Consider the following 25,128-nt stretch of genomic DNA (forward strand, 5'->3'; position numbering starts at 1 on the left):
GGCCTGAAATACCAAGATTAGCATACGCATATCCAATTTAACTTTGATTATAATGAAAACTGTAAAAATAGTAGGTGTTCCGGAACACTTCAATCTGCCTTGGCAATTGTGTATTGAAAATGGGGAGTTTGAAGCAGAAAATATTGATTTGCAATGGAAAAATATCCCGGAAGGGACTGGCAAAATGTGTCAAATGCTTCGCGATGAGGAGGCAGATATTGCCGTTATCCTGACCGAAGGAATTGTAAAAGATATTGCAGCCGGAAATCCTAGTAAAATAGTTCAGATTTATGTACAATCTCCTTTGATTTGGGGGATTCACGTAGCAGCCAAATCAGATTTTCAGGAGCTAAAAGACCTTAAAAATAAAAAAGCTGCTATTTCCAGATTGGGTTCAGGATCGCAGCTTATGGCTTATGTAAATGCCAATGAGCAAGGCTGGCAAACCGATGATTTGAAATTTGAAATTGTAAATACGATCGATGGTGCTGTAGAAGCTTTAACAAACGGAACAGCGGATTATTTTATGTGGGAGCATTTCATGACGAAGCCTCTCGTAGACCAGGGAATTTTCAGAAGAGTTGGTGACTGCCCTACTCCATGGCCTTCTTTTGTAATTACGGTTCGCGATGAGTTTTTGAGAAAAAATTCTAAAACAGTTGAAAAAGTACTGGAAATCATCAATAAAACAACTTACGATTTTAAACAAATCCCCAATATAGACCAGACATTATCGGAACTTTTTAATCAAAAAATCGAGGACATTCAGGATTGGTTGCAACTTACGCAATGGTCCCAAAAACAATTGGATGAAAAAGCCTTCAATAAAATTCAAAATCAATTATTTGATCTCGGAATTATTGAGAAAAAAAGTACTTTTGTAGAAATGGTAAAAGCACTATAAAAAACTGCTTTTGATTCTTATGATAAAATTCCCGAAAATCGACTTTCCGCAGTTAAAATCCAAGCTACAGGTGAAATCACCTTGGGACAGGATTATTATTATGCTGTTGAGTGTGCTGATTACCGTTCCGATTTTTATCATTATGCATCAAAATTTCATCGATTTAAAATGGCCTTTTAATTTAGATCGTGTATTGCTGTTTATAGTTGTTTTTACGGCAATTTTCTTTCTGCTGATGCTTTTGCGAACCATAATAATCATTTGCATTGCGCTTTATTTACTGGTTTTATTTTACGGAACCGTCATTGGTAATTATGGTTTTACAGAGATATCGGAAGATTATAATTCGATGATTTACACCATGTCGGATAACCCCTTTCCACAGGATATTATCGTGGCAAAATTGCTTCCGTTTCCTAACAAATCTAAAATCATAAATGCCATAGAATATCAGAATCCGAAAGTTCGGAATTTTGCTGTTATGGCCACAACGAAGCATTTTAAAGGCATTAAAGGCTATGCCGACTACAGAACAACGATTCAGTGTTTTGCTGTTTTTAAAGAGATTAACAGCCGATGGAACTATGTAAACGATCCTAAAGAAGGAGATTACATTGCAACGGCGAGTGAATCTTTAGAATATTTTTCGGGTGATTGTGATGATCATTCGATATTGATGGCTGCTGCAATACGTTCGATTGGAGGAACTCCGCGATTGATTCATACCAAGGGACATATTTATCCCGAAATCTTAATTGGTTCATTGATTGATTTGGAAAAAGTCAATTATTTGATCAAAAACGTGCTTTTTGTTAAGGAAAGTTACAAGCAAAAGTTGCATTATCACATAGACGAACGTGGTCAGGTATGGTTGAATTTAGATTATACAGCCAAATATCCCGGTGGCCCTTTTATGTATGAAGAGATTCTTGGGGCTTTAACTTTGAACTAACGTATTTGTAGGAATAATTAGCCGGATTAGTGATTTATTACTTTTTAATATAGAACGATAATTAAACCTAAACTTTTAATAACAAAACTCCAGATATAGCTAACTTTTTTTAAATAATTGATTCTAAGTATTTTGAACTTATTTTTTTTGTAACTTGTTTCCTGTTTAACTTATTAATCAAAAACCATGAGAAAATCTAAATTACTTATCTTAGGAATTACACTATTAGCCGTATTAATGATTTCGTGCAAAGGTCGAAACAAACTGGTTAATTCTTGGAAAATTACTGCCGTTGAAGCTAAAATGCCTCTTTCTGATTCAGCTAAAAATGTAATTTTAACACAAGGGAATCTAACGTTTACTAAAGACGGACATGTAACCGGATATTTGCAAAGTGAAATAACAGATGGGACATATGCTTTGACAAAAGGCGGTAAAAGTTTAGTCATTAAAGACGAAACAGGAACTCCATATCCGTGCGAAAGTACTATAACAGAAGATCAATTGATATTAGACAGTAAAGAAATGAAATTGACACTTAAAAAAATATAAGTTCAGCTTGATCTGAACACCCAATACAACAACAAAAGAAAAAACTCCTTACTTCAAGGAGTTTTTTTTGCCGTTTACCAGAATGATGTTAAGATTGGTACTGACAAAATAAAATAGCACGCAGATTTAGCGGATTAAGCGGATTTTCGCAGCAGTGTTTCTTTTATTATCTGCTACCCGAGCGATAGCGAACAGGCGAAGCAAATTTTCGTAAAAAATAATCAGTGCGAATCTTTTTAATCAGAGGCAAAAGAACAATTCGCGAAGATTCGGGTAATTCGTGGCAAAAAAAATAATACCCCAATTTGTAATTAATCAATAATCTAAATAAATACCATTTAACTACTAAATCAAATGCAGGATATTGAAACTTTTTACCCCGCCAGTAGCCAGGATTGGAGAGCATGGCTGATAGAGAATCATAATGTAAAGCAGTCCATCTGGCTTGTTTGTTATAAAAAACAGGCCAATGTACCCACCATTACCTGGAGTGATGCTGTTGATGAAGCCCTGTGTTTTGGATGGATTGACAGCACCCGAAAATCGGTAGATTCGGATAAATTCATTCAGTTTTTTACCAGACGTAAACCTTCCAGTAATTGGTCTAAGATCAATAAGGCAAAAATAGAACGCCTCGTTGCAGAAGGACTTATGACTGAGGCTGGTCTTGAAAGTGTGGAAAGAGCAAAACAGAATGGTTCCTGGACTATTCTGGATCAGGTAGAAGAATTACATGTTCCGGAAGATTTGTTAGCGGCTTTTGAAGTGAATGCCGGCGCAAAAGAATATTTTACGAGTTTAAGTAAGTCTGTAAAAAAGATGCTGCTATATTGGGTAGTTTCTGCTAAAAGACCGGAAACAAGGCAAAATCGGATCAACGAAATTGCCGTATTGGCCGCACAAAATCTGAAACCCAAACAGTTTAGATAATCTTTTTTTGTAAATGAGAATTCCTTTAGTTTACTGTGCTTAAGGATGTTATTTTGAAAAAAGAATAAAAAAAAGTCCAAAAATATTTGCGCAGTCAAATAACTGCACTATATTTGCAGTCAAATAACTGCGCAATGGAAATTAGAAGAGATGTATTTCAGGCAATAGCCGACCCGACCCGTAGAGCCATACTAAGTTTGGTTGCTGCACAGGCAATGACTCCAGGAGCGATAGCAGCCAATTTTGATTCCTCGAGACAAACGATTTCAAAACACATTCAAATTCTTAACGAATGTGAATTGCTGCATCAGACACAAAGTGGAAGAGAAATTCATTATCACTTAAACGCTGAGAAAATTAAGGAAATTGACAACTTCATTGAACCCTTCAGAAAAATGTGGGATGAACGTTTTAATAAATTAGAAGAGATCATGAAAAATTATAAAAAATAAACCTCATGGAAAGAAAAACAAAAATTAATGCGGAAGACGGCAAGCAAGAACTACTAATTACGAGAGAATTCGATTTACCGCTTGAATTGCTTTTTAAAGCGTATATCGAACCTGAAATTGTAGCGCAATGGATGGGAACAAAAGTGATAAAGCTCGAAAATAGAAAACACGGCAGCTGGCAATTTGAAACGAGTGACCCAAAGGGAAATGTTGTATTTCAGGCCAATGGCGTAATTCAGGAGTTTCTTCCTGACGAGAGGATTACACGTACGTTTGAAATGGAAAACAGCCCCTTCCCTCCTCAGTTAGAGTTTTTAGAATTCGAAAAAATTACGGATTCTACCAGCAGGCTTACGATGCAAATTATTTATAAATCGGTGGCGCTGAGAGATCAAATGCTGAAATTGCCTTTTGCCCAAGGGATTAATATGGCGCACAACAGATTACAGGATATTGTTAACCAACTAAACTAAAATAATTATGACTAAGAAAAACAAAATTATCTATTGGGTTGCCACACTTTGGCTTGCTTTGGGAATGACTGCAACAGGAATCGTACAATTGATACAAATGAAAGAAGAAGCAGAAATGATACAACGTCTGGGGTATCCGCTTTATTTCTTAATTCTTTTGGGAGTTTGGAAAATTTTAGGTGTGATTGCAATACTGATTCCTAAATTTCCCCTGTTGAAAGAATGGGCATATGCGGGCTTTTTCTTTGCGATGTCTGGAGCGGTTTTTTCTCATTTATACTGTGGTGATAGTGTCAAAGAACTTTTTGGTCCGGTTTTATTGATTGTACTGACAGTCGTATCCTGGTATTTCAGACCGGCAGATCGTAAAGCAATTGTGTAATTAGTTTTTAAAATTCAATTGGTATGAATCCAAACGTTGATTTTTATTTTGATGAAGCTAAAAAATGGCAAGAAGAACAGGAGCAATTAAGAAATATTGCTCTTGATTGCCAGTTGACCGAAGAACTAAAATGGGATTCTCCGTGTTATACGTACAAAGGCAACAATATCGTATTGATACATGCTTTTAAAGAATATTGTGCTTTTCTGTTTTTTAAAGGCGCTCTATTAAAAGACACGGCAAACATTCTTACTCAACAATCGGAAAATACGCAAGCCACACGCCAGATTCGATTCACAAATACGGAGGGCATTACTGCGATAAAGGTGACTCTTAAAGCTTATATTTATGAAGCAATTGAAATAGAAAGAGCCGGTTTGCAAGTCACCTTTAAAAAAACGACAGAGTTTGCCGTTGCCGAAGAATTTCAGAAAAAACTGGAAGAACTTCCGGATTTAAAAACGGCTTTTGAAGCCTTAACTCCTGGAAGACAAAGAGGGTATCTGCTTTATTTTTCGCAGCCCAAACAATCCAAAACCAGAGAAGTACGAATAGAAAAAGCGATGCCCCAAATTCTGAAAGGAAAAGGATTAAAAGACATTTAAGATCATAAAAAAACAAAGTAACATGAGTAGTAAAAAGAACCAATTATCTGCTGAGCAACAGGATCAGTTGCTTAGTGTATTAGAAGCTCGCTTTGAGAATAACAGCAAACGCCACGAAGGTCTTGAATGGCATAAAATTCAAGCCAAATTAGAAGCTAATCCGGACAAAATTTGGTCATTGGATGAAATGGAAAGAACTGAAGGGGAACCGGATGTTGTGGGGTATAATATAGAGACCGATCAATACATTTTTGTGGATTGTTCAATAGAAAGCCCAAAAGGTCGCAGAAGCTTTTGTTACGACCATGAAGCATTGGAAAAACGTAAAGAGCACAAACCAAAAGACAGTGCTATTAATAAAGCAGCTGAAATGGGAATTGAAATCCTAACCGAAGAACAATACCGTGACCTGCAAAAATTTGGAAAATTTGACGCCAAAACATCCAGCTGGATTATAACGCCTCCAGATATCAGAAAGCTTGGCGGTGCTCTTTTTTCTGATTTTCGTTACAATACTGTTTTTGTCTATCACAATGGTGCTGATTCTTATTATGCAGCGAGAGGTTTTCGTGGCCGATTATTGGTTTAATGATGTTATTTCACATATAAAAAACCTCCAAAATCAAATGAATTCGGAGGTTTTTATATCAAGTCAAAGACTACTGAGATAGGTTTTTCTTCTTTATTGCTAACACTTTCGTTTTATTTGTAAATCGTCTTTGTGTTACACTTCGCTAAAGCTGTAAAGTCTTAGTTTACAGCGGGACAATTACAATCGTACTTCTCCTTTCTACAAGCTAAATTCATCCCTAATGTAAGCTGGTGATAAGCGCCATTGTCAAATTTGACACTACCAAAAACGGAAGAATACGTGTAGGCAAACAGGAAGTTTTTATAGTTTATACCGATAATAGGTGTCAAATATTGTAATTTTTGTTTTGAAGTACCATTTACCGGGTGTTGGGCATCTAAACCGGTACGATAAGACAAACCGGCCCACAGCATTCCTTCACTAAAATTCTTGTACGTTTTCAAATTTACATCAAGTGTCTTTTCTTTTGTCATTTCAGTAAATTGAAACATAACAGAAGGTTCCCATGATAACCAATCTGAATTGCCAAAAATGTAACCGGTACTAAAAAGATATTTTCTTAGGTTACTTGTTTCATGATTGGAATCCTTATTTTGTTTGGTTTCCAAAACATTTTTTGCAGTCAGATGAAAATACATATCCAGATAATTATAGGAAGTTCCGACATCAAAATTGACATGTGTTTCGCTTTCAACGTTTCCTTTAATAATCGGATCTGTAACACCGGAATCCAGAAAATGGGTTTCATCTAACTGGCTTTGCGTGATACCGCCACTTATTCCAAAAGAGAGTTGATTCAAATCAATAGCATCCCTTGAAAACATAATGTGATGTGCATAAGTAAGTTGAATTCCTTTTTGAGAATAGTATCCGTTTTTATCGTTGAAAAGAATAATTCCTCCAGCCGATTTTTCATCAAATCGGGTATTGTAACTCAAGGTCTGAAATGCAGGAGCATCCTCGTGACCGAACCATTGGTTGCGAATGGTTAATCTTATTTTATCGCAATTGGCTGCTCCCGCCATTGAAGGGTGAATGAGATAGTAATTGTCGGATAAATAATCAGAGTAGATCGGAATTCCTTCTTGCGAAAAGCAATGTGCAGAGATCAATAAAAGGGCAATATAAGAGACAAATCGTGAATACATCATTCAAGTTTTATTTTAAATTTTATTCACTACTAAGACAGTAGTTTTAGAAAATTGGGTTGCAAATAAAGCAGTCATTTTGTTGGAAATACGGTGCTGCTCTTTAGAATAGTGGCTTAAGAAAGTGTTTTAACGTTTCAGTGAAAAGTGCCCGTACAGTGTTTTTCGTACCAATGGATCATTCTTATCAGTGTACGTCATTGTAAACCAATAATCTGTGGCGGTAAGAGGACTGTTGTTGAAGGTACCGTCCCATCCATTAGAATCTTGTGACAATTGAACTATAAATTTACCATAGCGGTCAAAAATTCTTATTTCGGGATTTTTAAAATTATCAAAGTTTTTGATGTGCCAGGTATCGTTTTGTCCATCATTATTTGGCGTAAAAAACTTTGGATAATCTAATGTTAGTGGATCGGGATCTGAAATGGCCTTATTGCATTTCTCTTCTACTTTGACGATTGGCGCTGTAAGCACACAACCATTTTGGTCTGTAATCATAACGGTATACTCTCCTATTTGGTCTGCTATATAAGCATCGCTATTGGCATTAGTAATAGTTGTATTATTTTTTTTCCATTGATACGATTTAATTTGTGTAGATGATGAATTTGCTACAGCCTTTAAAACGGTTTTATACGGATAACAGAAAAAGAAATTACCTTCTATTTTAACTGTTGGTAGTCCGCTATTTTTAGCAATAGTGAGAGTCTTATTAATTGAAAAGGTACAATTCGAAATAAAAATTTTGGTTATTTTGTAAGTGCCAATGGATGCAGACGAAACGAGGATCTGTGGGGTGTTGGTTATTGTTACTCGAGGTTGCAAAATTCCGTTTAGTTTGTATTCAATTATATAAGGTCCCGGTTCAGTGCTTTTTATTTCAATCTGAATGTCAGTGCCTGTTCCCTGACAAGTCGATCTGTCAACCTTAGAAAGTACTATATCCGGAGTAGCTACATTGGAATTGATATCTAGAGATTCATCTAATACGGTATCAAATCCTGCTGCAGTAATTTTTGTTAGTCTATAAATACCGATTGGTGCTGGTGATTTGAAAAGTATGTGTGGACTGTTATTTATAGTTGTTACAGGTTGCGCTACTCCATTTATCTCGTATTCTATTGTAAAGGGGCCTGGCTTGGTACTTTTTATTTCAACTATAACACCCGGTCCGATACCGGCACAAATAGATGCGCCATAGGCAACAAGTTTAGCACTCAAATTTGATCCGGCAGCCATTGGGGGTATAACAAGGCTATTGTTTAATAAAGCATCACAACCTGAAGCGGAAATCTTTGTCAAATGATACGTACCTTCCGGAGCCGGTGAAGGGATAAGAATGTAAGGACTACTATTTGCTGTTACGGTAGGTTGCGGCACTCCGTTTAATTCGTATTCGATTAAAAAAGGACCGGTTTCAGTACTTTTTATTTCAATCTGGACACCGGGGCCTACTCCGGAAGATGGTGAGGCTGCATATTTAGAAAGTGTAGCATTCAGGACCGGATTGGCTGCTGTTGTAGTTATAGTAAGTTTATCATCTAATATAGTAGTGCATCCGGCAACAGAGATTTTCGTCAATCGATAAATTCCATTTGAAGCGGGTGCTGTAATAAGAGTATACGGGCTGCTAGTTGCGGTTACAGAAGGCTGCGATATTCCGTTTATCTCATATTCGAGGATAAAAGGACCTGGCTCTGTACTTGTTATTTCAATCTGAATCCCGGAGCCTTTTCCAGTACAATAATTCCCTCCGTATTTAACTAATTTTGCAGTTGCTACAGCTCCAATATATTTTAATTCTATTGGGCTACATACGACTTCACCAGCGCTAACAGCATCTGCCACAGCAGTAAGTGCATAGCTGCCTTCTTTAACTGATTGTATGGTATACGGATTTTGCGAAGTGGTCACATCCGGAAAACTAATCTCCGGAGATACGGCTGTCTTTTTATAACTGAATGTATAAGGAGCTTTACCGGAGAAATAAACTTTTAAGGATAATTCTTTTCCACAAGTGGCATTAAAACCTTCCATTCTGGCAGTAGGTGCAAAACAGCTGTTAGCGCCAGATCCGCCATATACTTCAGCCAGTCCTTTTTTAGGATCAAAAGCTGGTAGAAAGGTTACTATTGCTTCTATTACAGCTGACATTTGATACCTGAAAGAAATAGGATTTCCTCCATTAATACGGTCAAAAACAGGTTTAATAGTATTTATAAAGTTTTGTTCCTGTACGCCAAAAGAAGCGTAAAAAGGCATTATTTTTTTTATGTATTCCTCTACATCATTCCACGCAAATAAAGCGTCGTAATAGCCTCTGAAACTATGTGCTGCTTTATTGGTGATGCCAAAAACAGCGGCATCTGTCCAATTGATGTCAGCAACTTTGTTGTCCAGTACTTTTGTTAATCGGTTGGTTTGTTCCGCATAAAGCCGATTGGTAGCAGCAGGCGTAGAAGGAGAAATACGATCCATAAGGTTCGTTGCACTGACAGCAGCTGAACGGTCTTTGTCAAAAAGATCTTGAAATGAGGAATGATTCATACCCTGATTATAAGCCATGCCAATTATTTTGACAGCGGCATAAGGATCGTTTGATTTTTTTAAAAAGTCAATCGGATTCCAACATTTAACATACTGCCAATATGCTACATTCCGATAATCATGATAGGCTTTCACAATCGATTGAAATTCAAAACTGGAACCTGTATTTGGCGTACCTATAAAACTTTTTTTATCAATTTGTGGAATAAAACAGGGATAGCTTGTATTTAACTCTGTCCAGCTCCCTCCCATTTCCTGTTGAAAATACCCTACAGCTACAGCGCCACTGGCATCATAACAATACAAAGGTGCATTGATGTCATTATGGGGATATGTCTTTGTGACCCAATTTGGGGCAATAAGCTGACTTCCTTCACAGCTTGCTTGTGATTCCTGAATAGCAGTAGCAAAGTATGCATTGATACTCATTGCATCAAATCCCATTAGGTTCGTAAATAAAGAATGGGACACCGCTATCGCAATAGCCCAACCTTTCCGATTCTCGGGAATATAAACCTGTATAGGAGCATTCCAGGCAAAAACGGATCCTTCACCTATTCGTATTTCCTGAGCAGCCGGGCCAACTGGCTTTACCGTACAGGCAGCACTAAAATTTCTTTCACATTTAAAGTTCTCATGTGCAGGAGGTGTGTAACAACTTATGCCTGTAATGGGATTGCCGTTTAAAATGCCTTCGTCAGGTGGAAACATCCCTAATTCATAATCCATTGTGACACTGTATGTAGTTGTGCCAGCGGGAAGAGCATTTCCGAAGGTCGTTTTTTTTAATTCAACTACTCCCTTGTCTCCATTTTGGATGACGTCTAATCCCGACCACACTGTAATATTTGAGACGCCTTTCCAATTAAAAGTAAAGTCATAATCTGTAATTGGAGCTGAAGTATTGTTGTGAATTTTAAAGTCCAAAACAATAGTTTTTCCATACTTACCCGTCATACAAAACTCGTAAGTTACCTGGCTGTAAGAAGCAGTAGTGGCGAATAAAATAGAAAATAAAAGATAGCGTAATTTATACAAGTTCATAAGCATTTGAAATAAGATTTAGATTTCGAGTGGTTTTCTTCGAAATTTCCTCACTTCGGGTTTAAGCTGCAATTAGCATACGTTACAAATACCAGTTAACTTTATTTGGTATAGTGCAAGAGTGCTTGGGTTGTGTCGTGTCATTTTAACTTTGAATAGTGTCCTTTCTTAAGATTTACAGTTTTACAAACTATGGAAAGAACAAAACACTCTTTATTATTACGATAATTGCATTTACAGAGCGAAATTATCAAACAGACTAATTTTGTTTAAATCAAACTTATAAGTGTATTTATCTAGTTTATGGATGAATATGTAAATTGTGCTCTCCAGCTCTCTCAAGTAGTGAGATCAGATTTGTTTACCGGATCTTGATTAGCAAAGGATGCTTACTTGGTATTTTTAAAGATTAAAAAATGGAATTTTAATCTACTCCGGTTTCCTGTATTAATTTTATGTAATTTTGATAAAGAATTTTGTTATTTAGTCTATACAAAACGTCTTTTTTAGACTTTGCTAAGGATGTTTTTGTGCATTAAAATTCATTGCAGCCAACGGGTTAAAACAGAGTTAATATTTTAAAACGATACAGTTGATACAATTTCTAAAATCTTTGCAATTACTTTCTGATACTGAACTTCAAAAATTAGAGGGTATCACTAAAACAAAATTCTTAAAAAAGAAGGAGTACTTCATTAAAGAGGGTGCAATATGTACTGAATTAGTGTTAATTAAAAGTGGTATTTTAAGATCCTATTATAGTAATATTGAAGGGAAAGAAACTACTAAATGTATTGCATTTGAAAATGAATTAACTACTGCTTATTCAAGTTTTATAACACAAGAAGCAACTTATGAAAATATCCAGGCATTATGCGATACAGAACTAAGCATTCTGGAAAGAGATGCGTTATATTCCTTATATGGGGATAGTTTTGAATGGCAAAATTTAGGCAGGAGGCTAACCGAACAGCACTATATTGATCAGGAAAACAGAACGATCTCCTTTCAAAAACAAACCGCTAAGGAGCGCTATGAAACACTAGCGGCCAACCATTCAAAATATATCAAATTCATTCCGTTGAAACATCTCTCTTCTTTTTTAGGTATTTCTCCAAGGCATTTAAGCAGGTTGCGCAACGGTACTTAATTTGAAGACATTTGTCTATTTCTTAACAGGTTACTTCGAACCATCTTTGTATAAACTAAACCAATAGAGTATACAAATGACAGCAACCACAGATTTCAATTTATCAACTGAAGCTAAGGAACCTCTTAAAGTTGATCATACGTTAAATCCAGTTTTCGAAAGACATACTGCAAAAATTAAAGGAGGTATTCAATACATTGATGAAGGAAATGGGATTCCGGTTTTATTTGTTCACGGTGCCTTATCTAATGCCAATACCTGGAGGAAAGTTATTCCAATTCTAAGTCAAAATTATAGATGTATTGCCATTGACTTGCCTCTTGGAGGGAATTATTTAGCGATAGCAGACAATGTTGATTTAACACCAATTGGAATTGCTATGTTACTCAATGAATTTCTGGAACATCTTGGTATCAATGAAATTATTGTAGTTTCAAATGATACAGGGGGCGCCTATGTACAGATTTTCGCTTCACTTTTTCCTGAAAAAGTATCGAAACTGGTGTTTTCAAATTGTGAAGTTCTTGCTGTTTTCCCGCCTGCGAAGTTTGCCTATCTAAAATACGCCGTGAGAGTTCCGGGTTTTACTTTTTTGTTAAGTCGTGTCTTTTCTTTAAAATTTTTGCTGAAAAAGGATTTGATTATGGGACTATTATCTTTAAAAGTAACAGATGAGGAATTATCAAATTTATACTTAAATAATTTTATTCGCGATAAAGGAGTCAGAGCTAATTTTGCAAGTGCTGCCAAAGCGTGGTCTCCAAAATATACTATCGAAGCCGCTCGGAAATTGCGAACCTTCGAAAAACCGGTGTTGATACTTTGGGGGAATCAGGATTTCAAACTTTTTCCCTTAAAATTAGGCAAAAATTTAAAAGCTGTTTTCCCAAATGCAAAACTTGTGGAAATTGCTAACGCGCGAACCTATATTCAAGAAGATCAACCGGATCGTACAATTGAGGAGATTGTGCAGTTTATTGATTATAGGTGAATTAAATATTCCAGTTTAATCTGGTAGAGCGTAAACTGGAAATGTTTTTTTGTCTTATTTATTGTAAAGAAGCAATGAATTTTTGCATTTCTTCCTTTTTACCAATCGTAATTCTGGACCACTTCCCCTCCTCTTCGTAAATTTTGGTACCGATTATATTATTGACTTCTAACTGGTGAAAAAAGTCTTTTTTATAATTATTTAAAGAGAAATAGATAAAATTGGAATTCGAGTGAATACAAGAAATGTTTAATTTCTCTAACTCCGCAATGGTATAATCTCTGGTTTTCTGATTTAATGCTTTTGTTTCGTTTACAAAATTTTCGTCTTTTAATGATGCTATCGCCGCTGCTGTTGAAACAACGCTAACTGCCCCATTAGCCCAGGTTTGGAGTTCTCTCAGTTTTTCAATTGTACTCGAATTGGCAATGGCATACCCTATTCTTGCGCCTGCTAATCCGTATACTTTTGAGAAAGTTTTGGCAATTATTACATTTTTATTTTCAAGCACCAGGTGACTTACCGATTCTTGATCAGTAAAATCAATATAGGCTTCATCGACTAAAACAATGGAGTTTTTAGAGGCCTGAGATATGAATTGTATTAAATCGTTTCTTTCGCAAATGGTTCCGGTTGGATTGTTTGGATTACAGATATAAACCAACTTTGTGTCAGCAGTAATTGAACTTAGCATTTTAGGAAGATCAATTTTTTTGTCTACTGTTAATGGAACTTTGATTTTGGTTAACCCTAATTTTTCGGCAGTATCCGTCCAATATCCGTAGCTCGGGTCTGCAATAACAAGATTGCCTTTTTGTAAGGCTGCAAATTGGCCTACTAAATCTAAAATTTCAGTTGAACCTGCGCTAATTAAAATATTGTTGAGGTTCACCTTGTTTTTTACTCCTAATAAATTGACCAATTCTGATGAAAGCTCCCAACCGTATCTGTTGCTTAAAGTTATGCTTTCGATCATGGCTGTTTTTGCGGCTTTAGACGGACCATAAGGGTTTTCGTTTGAACTTAATCTAACAGGAGTGTCTTTGCTTTCTTTTTCAGGAAAATGATCTGTGGGTAAAGCAAATGTTTCAAACGGAACAAGTCCAAGTCCAACAACACCAACACTAATTTTTTTTAACCAGTCGCGTCTATTATTTTCCATGAATTAATTTGTTAAGAAGGTTATTAAATACGAGGTATTAGATAGTAAAACCTTAATTATGTTACAAGTTAACTGTTAAAAATATAAAAAATTATTGTTTTTATTTGGTTAATTCTGATTTTTAAACTTAAACTTCTACACTTTTAATCCTTTGTCCCTTAAAGCATAAAGGTATAAAAAGACGATTTGATCGAGCTACTGTTAGCAGCTTCTTTATTTTCTATATTTTAATTTTCTAACTTCCATTTCTTGTTCAATACCGGTACTATTGCCAAACCCTCTTACAGTTTGAAGCTGTTGAGCGTAACCAGGACTTAAATTTCCATTACAGACTAATTCTTTCAGCTGGTCTTTGTAGAGTAATTCACCTCTTTGGTAAATATGTGTTAATAATATTGCTGTTGGCAGATCTTCAATATTTTTTCTGACATAGTTATAACCCACTTTTCTTTCTGTCGGGAAGCCGTATTTCTCGACCATATTTTGGAATCTTAAGGAAACTGCTTTCATTTCAGAAACTAGTATTTCAATTGCATAATCGTGCTCTTTTGTTCTCCACTGGTGGTAATGGGTATTGATTTCTTTATCAAATTTCTCTAAGTCAATGAGATCTGCTTTAAAATTTAAATCAAAATTAGCATTATACAATTTTTGATATTCCGGAAATTGCTCGTTGAACTGTTTGTACCACTTATAGTTTTCAAATTTTTTAAAAAAGAGTAACGGGATCCCTCCTTTTGCTAATTTTATTGCAATTTGTTCCATCCAAATTTTGTCTTCGGTTTGGTCTGCTACTTTTAAGGCAAGATTCAAATCTGTACCCAATGCAAAATCCGTATTTTCAAAAGCCTGTTTAAAAAGTTTATTGGCTTCTTTATAGTTTTTAACAGCATTTTCCTTTTTAGCAAGTTCAATAAACGTATTGTATTTTTCACAATCGCATTTTTGAGAAAAAGCAAGCGCACCGAAAAAGAAATTAAATAACAATAACAGGAGTATTTTTTTCTGCATTTTTGAAGATTTGAAATTATACTGTTGTTGGAAAGATGCTTTTTTTTTATTTAGATTCTTTTCTTAGAGAATTCAAAATCTCTTTCATTTCCACAATATCCTCTTCAGTACAATTCATTTTTGAGAGATGAACATTTACAAATAAATCATTGCCAAACATGGCGTATCCATACATGTGCTTTTGAGTAAATTTAGTTCCCTCAATGTTGATTTCGTTTTCTCTAAACATAAAATCATCAGTGATTTCGCCCCAACTTTTATCATTTGTTTCCATACTTTTCAAATTGGAGTAATTTTTAAAATAGGAATAGGGAAATACCGGTGAGTTTTCAGGAAAGTCTTTGTTTGCATCTTTAAACTTTTTACCAAGTACAAGTTTAGGGACTTCAACCAGAGCAAGTTTTTCTTCTTCGTCAAGTTTATAAAATAAAACAGAGCATATAAATCCATCTTTTTCAGCGGAGTAATAATAATCTGAACCCCTCCATTCTTTGTTGAATTTTTTAAAATGATCCGACAATAAGCTTATTTTAACTCCATTCTGTTTGGGGTAAATAAATTCAAATGTCTTTTTTTCAATACAACTGAATGATAAAAAGCCTAAAATAAATATTCCGAAAAGCATTTGTTTTAATTTCATTGTATTTAAATGTTAGTTTTTTATACGCTGTCAAGGTTTTGATATTTGACAAACGTGATAGGTTGTTAAACGAAGTTTTTTGCTAAAGTATAGTTACTGTTTGGATTTTTACTACGGCTTTCCGGATTTTGTCGAATTATTTTTCGGTTTGAATTTTTCTTGCTTCCAGACAAATCCTTTTGGGCGACTTTAATATTAGTTTTAGCGAAGATATTTCTTATATTAGCCCTATTAGCAGCTTATATGATCAAAGTTATTTATTTGCAATTATAGAACGAGTTGTATGAAAACTAAAAATATGAAAAAAAAGATGCTCCTATTAATTTTGGCTACAACAGGATTGTTTTCCTGTAAGCAAGGGAGTAAATCAGAAGAAGGTGCTGGTGCTGTAGAAGTTTCGAATTCCAAAGAAAAAGGCAAAGGTCAGAAGCTATTGAGTAATCCTGTCTATAAATTTATTGATACCCAATATAAGTATGTTGATGCTGCAGGCCAACATCTGATAATCGAAAACAGCCTACCAAAAGGCGGACTAAAATACACAGCCCCGGATGGCAAAGTGTATGTTTATGCCGTATTTTGGACTCGAATAACGAATGAAACTGTTAATCCTTTTACATTAACAATAGATTTTCCTGTAGATTCATTTGAATTTCCGTCCTCGCCTGAGAGATACTTTAAAATATTGATTCCTTCTGATACAATGACACTTGAGAAGGTGTCTTTGTTTAATTATGGTTTATCTAACTTAAAACCTTTTTTGGATAGTGCTATTCATAAACCGTCTTCGTTAAAAAGAACTATTAATCCAAACGAATCAAATGTTTTTTATTTTGTAATACTCTCTTATAAAGGAGTAAATGGTACTTTGCGGACAGGGCTTAACTTAAAAGGACAGGATCTTTTTTATAGAATTAATGACAAAGTAATTGCTTGTGGAAAGATTAATTTAAAAGACTTTACATTACAGAAATAAAAAAAACTCCTTAATTCTTTAAGGAGTTTTTGCAAAGTATCTGAATTTAGAATCAATCACTTACTATTAGTTTTAAGAGCTCGATATCGAGGCAATTTCTTTATTTTTTTATCGAATTATTTTTATAAAAGCACTGTATACATCTTCTTTAATTGAAGTTCGCATGTAGGTCATGTTTTCGTCTTTTTCTTTTAAATCAAATTGAACCAAACCGGCATCACAATAATAAAACACGGAATCATCAATAGGGAATTCTAAATTTGAAATCGGTAAGGTGGTTAATTTTATTTCGAAGGCAATTTCGCCATTATTGATGTCTAATTGAAAAAGTCTTCCCTTGCGGGTATATCCCCAGATATTATCATCCTGCTCCGTAATATATTGGATATTGTCGTCTTTAAAATCCGTTTTCCAAAGCTGAGTTCCTGTTTTCGAATCTAACGAGTATAAAGAAGAAACTGTTGGGCCCTGAGCTGCAAAATATACTTTTTTGTCTTTGCACAAGATGCGCTCTTTAACATTATGTTGATTTTCATCTAGTTTAAATTGCCATAAAACATCCGGTTTATTAGGGCTTAGGGCAAAAAGTATACCTTCTTCATTTGCTGTAAACACATTTTCGCCATCTGTAACAGGTTTTCCGTCCACCGCTTTTTCAAAGGTTTTTTGGTAAAGAACTTTTCCTGTATTTGCATCAAAACAATAGAAATTTGACGCGCTTTGGGCGAAAACTTTATTATCAAAAAAGAGTACCGGAATGTCATTGTTCGGGGTATCAAACTTATAGGTCCATATTAAACTGCCATTTTTTAAATCAAGCGCATAAATGTTACTGCTTTGGTCTTGATTTTGAGCCGTTATATACAGTTGTCCATTATTTATAATCGGAGTTTGATCTTTTAGTACAACCTGATCTGTAATATTACCTAATCTTGATTTCCAAAAAATAGCTCCGGTTTCGTTGTCAATGGCGAAAATTTCACCGTTTATAAACGGAACGTACAGAACTCCATCCAGCAGTGTTATTTTATTGGCACACATTTCAGTATGCGAATCCGTGGCTTTTACAGTCCAGATAATTTGCTCCGAATCTAAATCAAATGAAAAAAGAACACCGTCGTAATCGTGAATCAGAATTGAATTTTCGTATAACGGAACTTTTTTAAGCGGGTTTATCGCTTTATTAAAAACCTTATCATTCTTAGTGTCTGAAGGGTCGGTCTTACCCGATGTTGCTGCGGTCGGCGTTTGTCCGAACAGATTTACAACAGTAAATACAAATAAAAGAGTTATTAGTTTTTTTTTCATTTTAAAGATTTGGGTTGCTAATTTAATTTCTTTTTGGGTTATATGAAAATACGGCTTCTTTTTCACATTATCCTGTCACGCTTACAAGTAATAAATCTTGATAGTAAACTTAATTCGTTTAATTTAAGCGGTATAAGTGTGGCAAACACCAGAAATTATCTCGCTACTAATATAGAAACAATTTTCGCCGGTAAATCAATATTAAAAAAATTAAAGACATAAAAAAACTTCTTAATTTCTTAAAGAATTTTTTAGTAGTTTTTAAGAGTGTACTAAAATAGCAGTCGCTAATAACTAGTTTGCGGATTTTCGTAGAAGAAAATAAAAATAATTGTTCAAGTTTTTTTAATCAAAGGCAAAGATTATTTGTGAAAATTGGTGTAATTGGTTGCGAAAAAAACAGCCACAGATTTATGCTTAATTTTTACTTCCCTACAACTTTTGGATCTGATTCTAAAAAATTAAGTAAAGTAATTTGCGAAGAATTTTAGCAAAAAAAACGCCATTGGATTCCAATGGCGTTGTTGTTTTTCTTTGGGCTGTCCAAGACAACTTCTTTACTCTGATTGAGACTAAGTTGTAATTTGTTTTTTCGTAAGTAATTATATAGATGATTATCTTAGTTTTCCAACAAATATCAAACTTCCACCAATAGCTTCAGAAACAGCCTCGAAATCAGTAGCGCCATTTTGTTTCAAAAGGCTGAATTTACCATCAGGAGCAGTAATGTTTCCATAATATTCTTTACCATCAATTGTACCTACTGAATATACAGTTCCATATTTTTCAAATGATGTAAAAGGTTCTGTCTTTAAAGTTTTCAAATCTACAATTGCAAATTTTGTTACTGCTTTATACCAATCAGCAGGTAATGTTGGAGGTGTGAAAGTATTGTCTAAATACTGAGCAAGTGCTTTATCTCCATGAACATAAGCGACTACATTTACTGAATGTGCATTTAATGCCACTTTTAAATCTACAAAAAAGTTAGCATCGAATGTTCCATTAGGATTTACTTTTAATAATCCACCTGTTGGAGGGTTACCCGTTACCGTACTATAATCTAACGAAAGAGCTGTTTCACGTGCAGGTCTGTAATACAAACTACCATCATTTCCTTTTGCAAGAGTATTATAACCCATTGACATACGTGAGTCGTTTACATAGGTAACACTTTTTGATTTTATATCGAAAACAGCAATTTGTGCATATTGCGGGAACTTGTTAAAATCTGTTGGGGCTGCTCCTACAGGCAGAATAATTTTCCCTGCAGAAGTAACATAACTAGCATAAGTAGAAGTTTTTATGCCGGCATCATTACTTAATGGTAATGCCGTTACTGCTAAAGTTTCTATTATAGTCATAGCAGTTGGATTGAACTTTATAATTTTCCCTTCATTTAAAGCGAAAAAATATGCTTCTGTTTCAGATACAAAAGCAGGAGGTCCAAAAGTACCTTTTATACCTGTATTTGCGACACTGAAAACATCTGAACTTGAAATTTTCATATCATTACTAACATTGTATTTAGTCAAAGTTAAGGCTGTACCATTCCAAACATAAGGATGCTCACCATAAGAATAGATAGTTGCACTTGGTCCTATTTCTGTCATATTAGTATAATCAAGAGTGGAAGGAAATTTTTCATAAGCGCCTAGATAAAAGACCCTTCCTCCAGGTGTATTTACACGAACAGCTGCTATAACTGTTGGATTAGTACCTTCTTTTTGGTCCTCTTTTTTAGATTCATCTGAACTACATGATGTTAATGCAAAGACTGAGAATATGGCTGCTAAGACAGCATATTTCATAAAAAAAAGATTTGTTTTCATAATGGATTGTTATTTAATAATTGTATTTAAAATTGAGTTACTAATTTGATATTGTATGATCTTCCTGGTTTTTGCACTCCTAAAAAATCATAATTCTTTTCATTGGTGAAATTTTGTAATTCTGCTGTTATTGCATATTTCACACTTTTAATAGTGTTGTGATAGACAGCTCCTATATTGTATAATTGCTGACTTGGAATAATAAATGGATTTACTGAAGCGCTTTCCCAGCTTCTGTAGAATTCATGAACATATCTGGAATCCAGGAAAAGCGATAGTTTGTCCTCCTTATCCAATACACGATTAAAAGAATAAGAGGTGGCTGCATTAGCAAAAAGATAGGGCAGATTAGGTACGCGATCTCCTTTATAAGCAGCATATGACCCTTCGTCAGAATCGTTGTAAAAATGCTGATAAGTACTGTTTATTTGAAATGTTAATTTGTCATTTTTAGAAGTCCATTTTCCGGATACTTCGAGTCCTGTAGAGGTAGCGGCAAATACATTTTTATAGCTATTATCACGATCTAAACTCGGTACAAACAAGATGTGATCGCTAATTTTTCTCAGAAAAACATTGGTTTGCACTAACCATTTACTTGACGAATTCTCTTTATTCTGTAAAAAAAGCTCAAAATTTACATTATGACTGCGTTCTGGTTTTAAATCGATATTGCTTTGTACAAATTGTCCGTCACCAAACAACTCGTCGGTTTGAGGTAACCGAATCGCATACTCATAAGTTAATCGGGTAGAAAATTGTTCTGAAAATTTAAAACGGAATCCATCGCCAAAACCAAAGTAATTGACGTCTCTTTCTGTTATTGCTACGGTATTATTTGAAGTGATTTTTTCTTCTGATTTTACTTTTTGAAAATAATTTTTCACAAAAAGAATATTCTCTAATCGTTCATCATAAGCATTAATCTTAAAATCAGCACCATTTACCCAAGTAAACAAATCTCTTTTGGCTGTGGCTTGATCATAACCATCGATAATCTTGTCATCTCCTGTTTGTGTCGAATAAGTTGGAGCGGAAACAAAGCTTAAAGCGTATCGATTACTGATTTTCCATGAGGCTTTTAAGCGGGAAAAAGTATCATTATTCCAAGTGTAAGTGTTACTTGGTTCTGTGGCTTCTGAAATTTCACCACTACTATTTCCGGCAGAACTGTCAATACGGTTTCCATACCAATCATAAATATAATCCGAGATGTCTAAAAATTGTCGCTCTCGGTAATTATAACCTGCAATGACATCTAATAAAATAGCTTCACCAAAATCTTTACGATAGGTTAAGATGGTACCAGCCGATTTTCGATAGGTCATTACTTCTCCATACGGAGCACCGACCATTAATTTATTGTGTTGAATTTCTTTGGTGTAATTGGTGTAAAAACCTTCGATACTCAATTCTTTAGCCCAAGATCTGTCTTTAAAACCTGTTGCGAAATTCAGACCATATCCTTCGTAAGCATCATGAAATCTGGGTACAGTTACTTCTTTTATTTTACCCGCATCGTTGGCTACATCGACATCTACTTTATAGTTGTTTTTTGAATAATCATAAAATCCATTTGCTTTAATAAAAAAGCCGCTTTCTTTATTATAATTAGAAAGAACAAGAGATTCACGAAAAGTGCTAAAAGATCCGGCCTGACTTGAAAAAGAGCCGTGAAAACCGGAGCGTATTTTTGGAGTAATTAAGTTAACAGCACCACCTAGAGCATCGGTGCCAAATTCGATAGGAACGACACCTTTATAAACTTCAATCCGATCGACTAAATTTACTGGAACAGTAGAAATCCCAAAGTTGTAACCGTGATATTCTAAGGGTGTTCCATCAAGAAAAAATCGAATTTGATTATCCGTTAAACCATTCAAGGAAAAATTAGTTTTAGATCCAAGACCCCCATTTCGTCTTACACTTATACCTTGTGTTTGAGCAAGTACTTCACCTAAATCTGCAGTTTTAAATTTTGCTTCGCGAGTTTCTATTACGGATACTGCTTGTGCTGATTGTTCTAGTTTTTGTGTCTCTGTTTTTCCAAATACCTTTACTTCTTGTAGGTCTGATGTGTTTTCTTTGAGAGTAAACGTTGTATTTATAATTATACTCTCTTTTGTAGTAATAGTTTTTTCTTGAGTGGTATACCCTAAGAGTGTGACTACTATTGTATAAGTACCAGGAGCTATATCAGTAATAGAGAATTCCCCATTTTTGTCAGTTTGAGTGCCTTTATTGATTTCTTTTAAAACAATTTGCGCCATTTCAACTGGGTGGTTATTGTAATCAAGTACCGTACCCTTAATGGTGTTATTTGGGTTCTTTTGGGCTATGAGGACTAGTGTTTGCAAAAACAATAGTGTAGTTAAAATATGTTTCAAATCGATTGTTATTTAAGAACTTTAATACTGAAATCACCTTTTAGATGGCCAAGACCTCCTTGCTCCATTTCAGCATCGAGTCCTGTTATAAGTGTCGTTTTTTGTTTATTCCCCATTAAAATATAGGTCTTCATGGGGTGTAGCGTATGGATTTTATCTCCTGATTTCACTGTTTTTATTTCTCTGGAACCGTTATAGAGTTTTAATTGTCCATCAAACTGTAAACTAAATTCATTACCGGGGATTTTTGCATAAGCACCATTTCCTCCGTAGACGAATAAATTATTAGCTTCCTGTATTTTTATTTCTTGCGCTAGTTTAGCTGAATTAGCCATAGCTGACTGACGTCCGGCAAAGAAAACGGCTCCAACAAAACAGGCAGCCGCCGCGTAGCGCGATATTGAAATCAAGCCTTTCTTTGAGAAAATAGTTTTGTGCAGTTTTCTCCAAACCCTTTGCTGTTGGGTATTCGTAAATAAATGTTCATTTTGTTCGGCTTCTTCATCTTGCGGGTTATCGAGCCATTGCTCTACGAATTTTACTTCTGTTTCAGAGCATTTGCCTTGAGCGTATTTTTCGAGGATTTGTGGTGTAATTTTCATCTTAATGGAATCCCTTTTAAGTGGCGTTCAATTAAGTATTCGTATGAAAAAGGTTTTACCCTAAAGAGAAGTGGATTTTTTTTTAAAATATCAATTTCAAAGGGCTAAAATTGACAAACGATTTATGCTTTAACGAATGTTTATATATATTCGGCAAGTTGTACCTTGAACTTTTTTAAAGCACTCGATATATGGTATTCAATTGTTTTTTCACTTACTTTTAATTCGGCGGCAATTTCTTTGTTGGTTAATCCTTTTTTTCTACTCATCCAAAATATTTCTTTGGTTTTTGATGGTAGTTTGTGAAGTGCGGAAAACACCGTTTCTTTTAAATCAGTAAAGCGCATATGATCTTCGGTACTATTATTTGAAGTTTCTGCTGTTTCACTTACAATGGTCAAGTGTTGATTTTTTACTTGTTGTTTTCTGTAATAATCGATGAGCTTGTATTTTGCTGCTTTGATCAAATAGTTTTCTAAAGGTTTACCTGTTTTAAATTTTTCACGGTTTTCCCAGGCGCTTCTAAAAACATCTTGTACAATTTCTTCAGCATCTTCTTTTGACTGCACTTTATGTATGCATACTCCATAGACTTTAGCAGAATACCTGAGATAAGCCAGTTTAAATGCTGATTCAGAATTAATATCTGTTAGTATGGTTCTATTTTTGTGAGGAAGTTGCAAGCGAATCGTATTTAATTTTGATCTTAAAACGATGCAAAACTATGTAAAAGAATATGTTTCTAAAACATTATTTATAATTATTTTAAATAAAAATAATAAACTTTTAAATTTGTAAGTATAGTGTTATGTATTCTTTTTGCCTTAATTATTATAATATGATTATACTGAATTAAAGGATAGAAGACCAGAATCTGCAGGTCTCGGAACTTTATATAATTTGATAGATTAAGTGTATCGGTAAAAAATATCTTTGAATATATTTCTCCTTCTTTTTATATAATCGTTCCTTAAAACTATTATTTTAAGCGCTAAATAGTAAAAGTCTAAGTAGTTAATTAATCTGTGGCAAAAAAACAATTCGTGCCAATTAGTGAAATTTGCGATAAAATTTACACTTCTCCACAATTAGTGAACCTGACTTCAAAAAAAAGATATTATTTTTTCGAGTCATAAAAAAACCTCCAAAATCAATGACTTTGGAGGTTTGTTGAAATTGGTGGGGTGTCAGGGATTGTAGTCGAACACCTGATGCCTATTCTGATAAAGATAAAATTTCTTGTGAAGCGCAGACATGAATATATAACTAAATTCGAAATCTAGCCAAACGCCTGTTAGCTGTAATAGTTTTTATTTTTTGATAAACATCTTGTCTGCGTCAAGAAGTTTAACTACAAAATTTGTCTCTATATCAGTTAAATATTTTTTAACAACAAAATCTGTTAGTAGCATATGTGGTGAAGGAAAATTGAGAAAATATCTCAAAAACATAATTAAAATCATTGGCTTCTCCGATGAAGCATATGTCACAAATGCCTTTTTTGGAATTGAAGGCAATTTGCTTTTTAAATTTTGTCCAATGTCTGTCGAAGAAAAAACTGGAGAATAAAAAATTAGTCCTTTATCTAGACAGACAATTAAGTCTGGTATTTCTTCGTGGTCTAATTTTCTTTCTCTAACATTTTCACAAATGTAATCAACGGTTTTTCGAAGTTCTGTTGACTTCGAGGAGAAAATTACACTAGGAATTTTATCATAATACTTCGGTGTCGTTTCTTCACCGGGAAATCCAGTAAGTTCTAATCGATCTACATCTCTAATGATGTTTTTTACTGATTTAATTTGATTTAATCCACGTTGAAATTCGCTTTTTTCTGTCAAAGTTGAAATGTCGGGTTTTACTTCGATTGCCGCAAAAACTCCTTCCGCCAATATAACTTCACGTTTCGGCGTGATTAATCTTGGATGATTTGGAGATAGAACAACACAATCGATGTTATTTGTTTCTTGGGTTCTGGAATATATTTTACTTGTAGATTTTACTTGATAATCATTGGAAAGATAACTAGCTATAAATTGACTGACTGTAACTTCTTTTGAGTCTCCAGTATTTGTTCTGTCCTTTTTAAATGCATCAATAGTTTCCTCGTAAATGATTTCTATTTGTTTTAGATTTTCAATAATTGATCCGTGAACAGCATTCATAAGTCATTTTTTAGTATTATTGTTTTGAATATTACATACCAGCTACTATAGTGCATTTCTAACTTATTATGGGTATATACACAATGTAACCAAGCAGAAGTTTTTACAATACTACATAAAAACAAAATACTACGATTACTATTTTTTAATAAATTGAGATTTATTTAAGTTAGACGAAGCAATTTGCGAAGTACATTAACAAAAAAAAACTCCCTAATTTCTTAAGGAGTTTCTTGGTGGGCGATGAGGGGTTCGAACCCCCGACCCCCTCGGTGTAAACGAGGTGCTCTGAACCAGCTGAGCTAATCGCCCTATTTTAC

At 34.5% G+C, this 25,128-nt stretch carries 23 protein-coding genes and 1 tRNA gene; 12 read left to right on the forward strand and 12 right to left on the reverse strand.

Going from position 1 to position 25,128, the window contains the following annotated elements; translation table 11 throughout:
* Positions 1-52: 52 nt before the first annotated feature.
* The 9 genes from AB674_RS07055 (at position 53) to AB674_RS07095 (ending at position 5,839) form a co-directional block, all read left to right on the forward strand.
* Positions 53-904 (forward strand): substrate-binding domain-containing protein, encoded by an 852-nt coding sequence (locus AB674_RS07055; protein WP_047775163.1) that lies wholly within the window; start codon positions 53-55, stop codon positions 902-904.
* Positions 905-923: 19 nt separating this feature from the next.
* Positions 924-1,856, forward strand: a complete 933-nt coding sequence (locus AB674_RS07060; RefSeq protein ID WP_047775165.1) for a hypothetical protein — start codon at positions 924-926, stop codon at positions 1,854-1,856.
* 186 nt (positions 1,857-2,042) lie between these two features.
* Positions 2,043-2,408: a hypothetical protein gene (locus tag AB674_RS07065; protein ID WP_047775167.1), complete on the forward strand. Its 366-nt coding sequence runs from the start codon at positions 2,043-2,045 to the stop codon at positions 2,406-2,408.
* A 354-nt stretch (positions 2,409-2,762) separates the two neighbouring features.
* Positions 2,763-3,338 (forward strand): YdeI/OmpD-associated family protein, encoded by a 576-nt coding sequence (locus AB674_RS07070; RefSeq protein WP_047775171.1) that lies wholly within the window; start codon positions 2,763-2,765, stop codon positions 3,336-3,338.
* Positions 3,339-3,472: 134 nt separating this feature from the next.
* The gene (locus AB674_RS07075) at positions 3,473-3,790 is read left to right on the forward strand and encodes an ArsR/SmtB family transcription factor (protein WP_047775173.1); all 318 of its coding nucleotides are present in this window, start codon (positions 3,473-3,475) and stop codon (positions 3,788-3,790) included.
* 5 nt (positions 3,791-3,795) lie between these two features.
* A complete protein-coding gene (locus AB674_RS07080) occupies positions 3,796-4,263 on the forward strand; it encodes an SRPBCC domain-containing protein (protein WP_047775174.1) in 468 nt (155 codons plus the stop codon).
* A gap of 7 nt (positions 4,264-4,270) precedes the next feature.
* On the forward strand, positions 4,271-4,645 hold the full coding sequence (locus AB674_RS07085) for a DoxX family protein (RefSeq protein WP_047775176.1): 375 nt from the start codon (positions 4,271-4,273) through the stop codon (positions 4,643-4,645).
* 23 nt (positions 4,646-4,668) lie between these two features.
* Positions 4,669-5,250, forward strand: coding sequence for a YdeI/OmpD-associated family protein (locus tag AB674_RS07090; protein ID WP_047775178.1), 582 nt, complete (start codon positions 4,669-4,671; stop codon positions 5,248-5,250).
* Positions 5,251-5,272: 22 nt separating this feature from the next.
* Positions 5,273-5,839, forward strand: coding sequence for a DUF4256 domain-containing protein (locus AB674_RS07095; RefSeq protein WP_047775179.1), 567 nt, complete (start codon positions 5,273-5,275; stop codon positions 5,837-5,839).
* 161 nt (positions 5,840-6,000) lie between these two features.
* Here AB674_RS07095 and AB674_RS07100 read toward each other — a convergent pair whose 3' ends face one another.
* A complete protein-coding gene (locus tag AB674_RS07100) occupies positions 6,001-6,990 on the reverse strand; it encodes a type IX secretion system membrane protein PorP/SprF (protein ID WP_047775181.1) in 990 nt (329 codons plus the stop codon).
* A 129-nt stretch (positions 6,991-7,119) separates the two neighbouring features.
* Positions 7,120-10,584: a T9SS type B sorting domain-containing protein gene (locus AB674_RS07105; protein WP_165579362.1), complete on the reverse strand. Its 3,465-nt coding sequence runs from the start codon at positions 10,582-10,584 to the stop codon at positions 7,120-7,122.
* Between the two features lie 592 nt (positions 10,585-11,176).
* Between AB674_RS07105 and AB674_RS07110 the strand changes: the two genes are divergently transcribed.
* A complete protein-coding gene (locus tag AB674_RS07110; protein ID WP_047775184.1) occupies positions 11,177-11,734 on the forward strand; it encodes a Crp/Fnr family transcriptional regulator in 558 nt (185 codons plus the stop codon).
* A 76-nt stretch (positions 11,735-11,810) separates the two neighbouring features.
* On the forward strand, positions 11,811-12,725 hold the full coding sequence (locus AB674_RS07115) for an alpha/beta fold hydrolase (RefSeq protein ID WP_053004216.1): 915 nt from the start codon (positions 11,811-11,813) through the stop codon (positions 12,723-12,725).
* 58 nt (positions 12,726-12,783) lie between these two features.
* Here the strand turns inward: AB674_RS07115 and AB674_RS07120 are convergent, their stop codons facing one another.
* The 3 genes from AB674_RS07120 to AB674_RS07130 all read right to left on the reverse strand — a co-directional run bounded on the left by AB674_RS07120 (position 12,784) and on the right by AB674_RS07130 (position 15,538).
* Entirely contained in the window at positions 12,784-13,887 is a 1,104-nt protein-coding gene (locus tag AB674_RS07120; RefSeq protein WP_047775186.1) for a pyridoxal phosphate-dependent aminotransferase, read from the reverse strand.
* Positions 13,888-14,100: 213 nt separating this feature from the next.
* Positions 14,101-14,898, reverse strand: coding sequence for a hypothetical protein (locus AB674_RS07125; protein WP_047775188.1), 798 nt, complete (start codon positions 14,896-14,898; stop codon positions 14,101-14,103).
* A gap of 46 nt (positions 14,899-14,944) precedes the next feature.
* Positions 14,945-15,538 carry a hypothetical protein gene (locus tag AB674_RS07130; RefSeq protein ID WP_047775189.1) on the reverse strand — a complete coding sequence of 198 codons (594 nt, stop codon included), beginning with the start codon at positions 15,536-15,538 and terminating at the stop codon, positions 14,945-14,947.
* Between the two features lie 310 nt (positions 15,539-15,848).
* Between AB674_RS07130 and AB674_RS07135 the strand changes: the two genes are divergently transcribed.
* Positions 15,849-16,514, forward strand: coding sequence for a hypothetical protein (locus AB674_RS07135; protein WP_165579363.1), 666 nt, complete (start codon positions 15,849-15,851; stop codon positions 16,512-16,514).
* A 108-nt stretch (positions 16,515-16,622) separates the two neighbouring features.
* On the opposite strand, the gene AB674_RS07140 is transcribed toward AB674_RS07135, so the two are convergent.
* The 7 genes from AB674_RS07140 to AB674_RS07175 all read right to left on the reverse strand — a co-directional run bounded on the left by AB674_RS07140 (position 16,623) and on the right by AB674_RS07175 (position 25,120).
* The gene (locus AB674_RS07140) at positions 16,623-17,822 is read right to left on the reverse strand and encodes a PQQ-binding-like beta-propeller repeat protein (RefSeq protein WP_047775193.1); all 1,200 of its coding nucleotides are present in this window, start codon (positions 17,820-17,822) and stop codon (positions 16,623-16,625) included.
* 614 nt (positions 17,823-18,436) lie between these two features.
* On the reverse strand, positions 18,437-19,654 hold the full coding sequence (locus AB674_RS07150) for a hypothetical protein (RefSeq protein WP_047775196.1): 1,218 nt from the start codon (positions 19,652-19,654) through the stop codon (positions 18,437-18,439).
* A gap of 26 nt (positions 19,655-19,680) precedes the next feature.
* Positions 19,681-22,041: a TonB-dependent receptor gene (locus AB674_RS07155; protein WP_131701521.1), complete on the reverse strand. Its 2,361-nt coding sequence runs from the start codon at positions 22,039-22,041 to the stop codon at positions 19,681-19,683.
* Positions 22,042-22,049: 8 nt separating this feature from the next.
* Positions 22,050-22,643, reverse strand: a complete 594-nt coding sequence (locus tag AB674_RS07160; protein WP_047775198.1) for a hypothetical protein — start codon at positions 22,641-22,643, stop codon at positions 22,050-22,052.
* Positions 22,644-22,783: 140 nt separating this feature from the next.
* Positions 22,784-23,326 carry an RNA polymerase sigma factor gene (locus AB674_RS07165; protein WP_053004218.1) on the reverse strand — a complete coding sequence of 181 codons (543 nt, stop codon included), beginning with the start codon at positions 23,324-23,326 and terminating at the stop codon, positions 22,784-22,786.
* Positions 23,327-23,953: 627 nt separating this feature from the next.
* A complete protein-coding gene (locus AB674_RS07170; protein ID WP_047775199.1) occupies positions 23,954-24,808 on the reverse strand; it encodes a DUF6602 domain-containing protein in 855 nt (284 codons plus the stop codon).
* 234 nt (positions 24,809-25,042) lie between these two features.
* Positions 25,043-25,120 (reverse strand) — tRNA-Val (locus AB674_RS07175).
* Positions 25,121-25,128 lie beyond the last annotated feature (8 nt).

The sequence above is a fragment of the Flavobacterium sp. ABG genome, from assembly GCF_001027725.1.
GTDB classification, from domain to species: domain Bacteria; phylum Bacteroidota; class Bacteroidia; order Flavobacteriales; family Flavobacteriaceae; genus Flavobacterium; species Flavobacterium cupriresistens.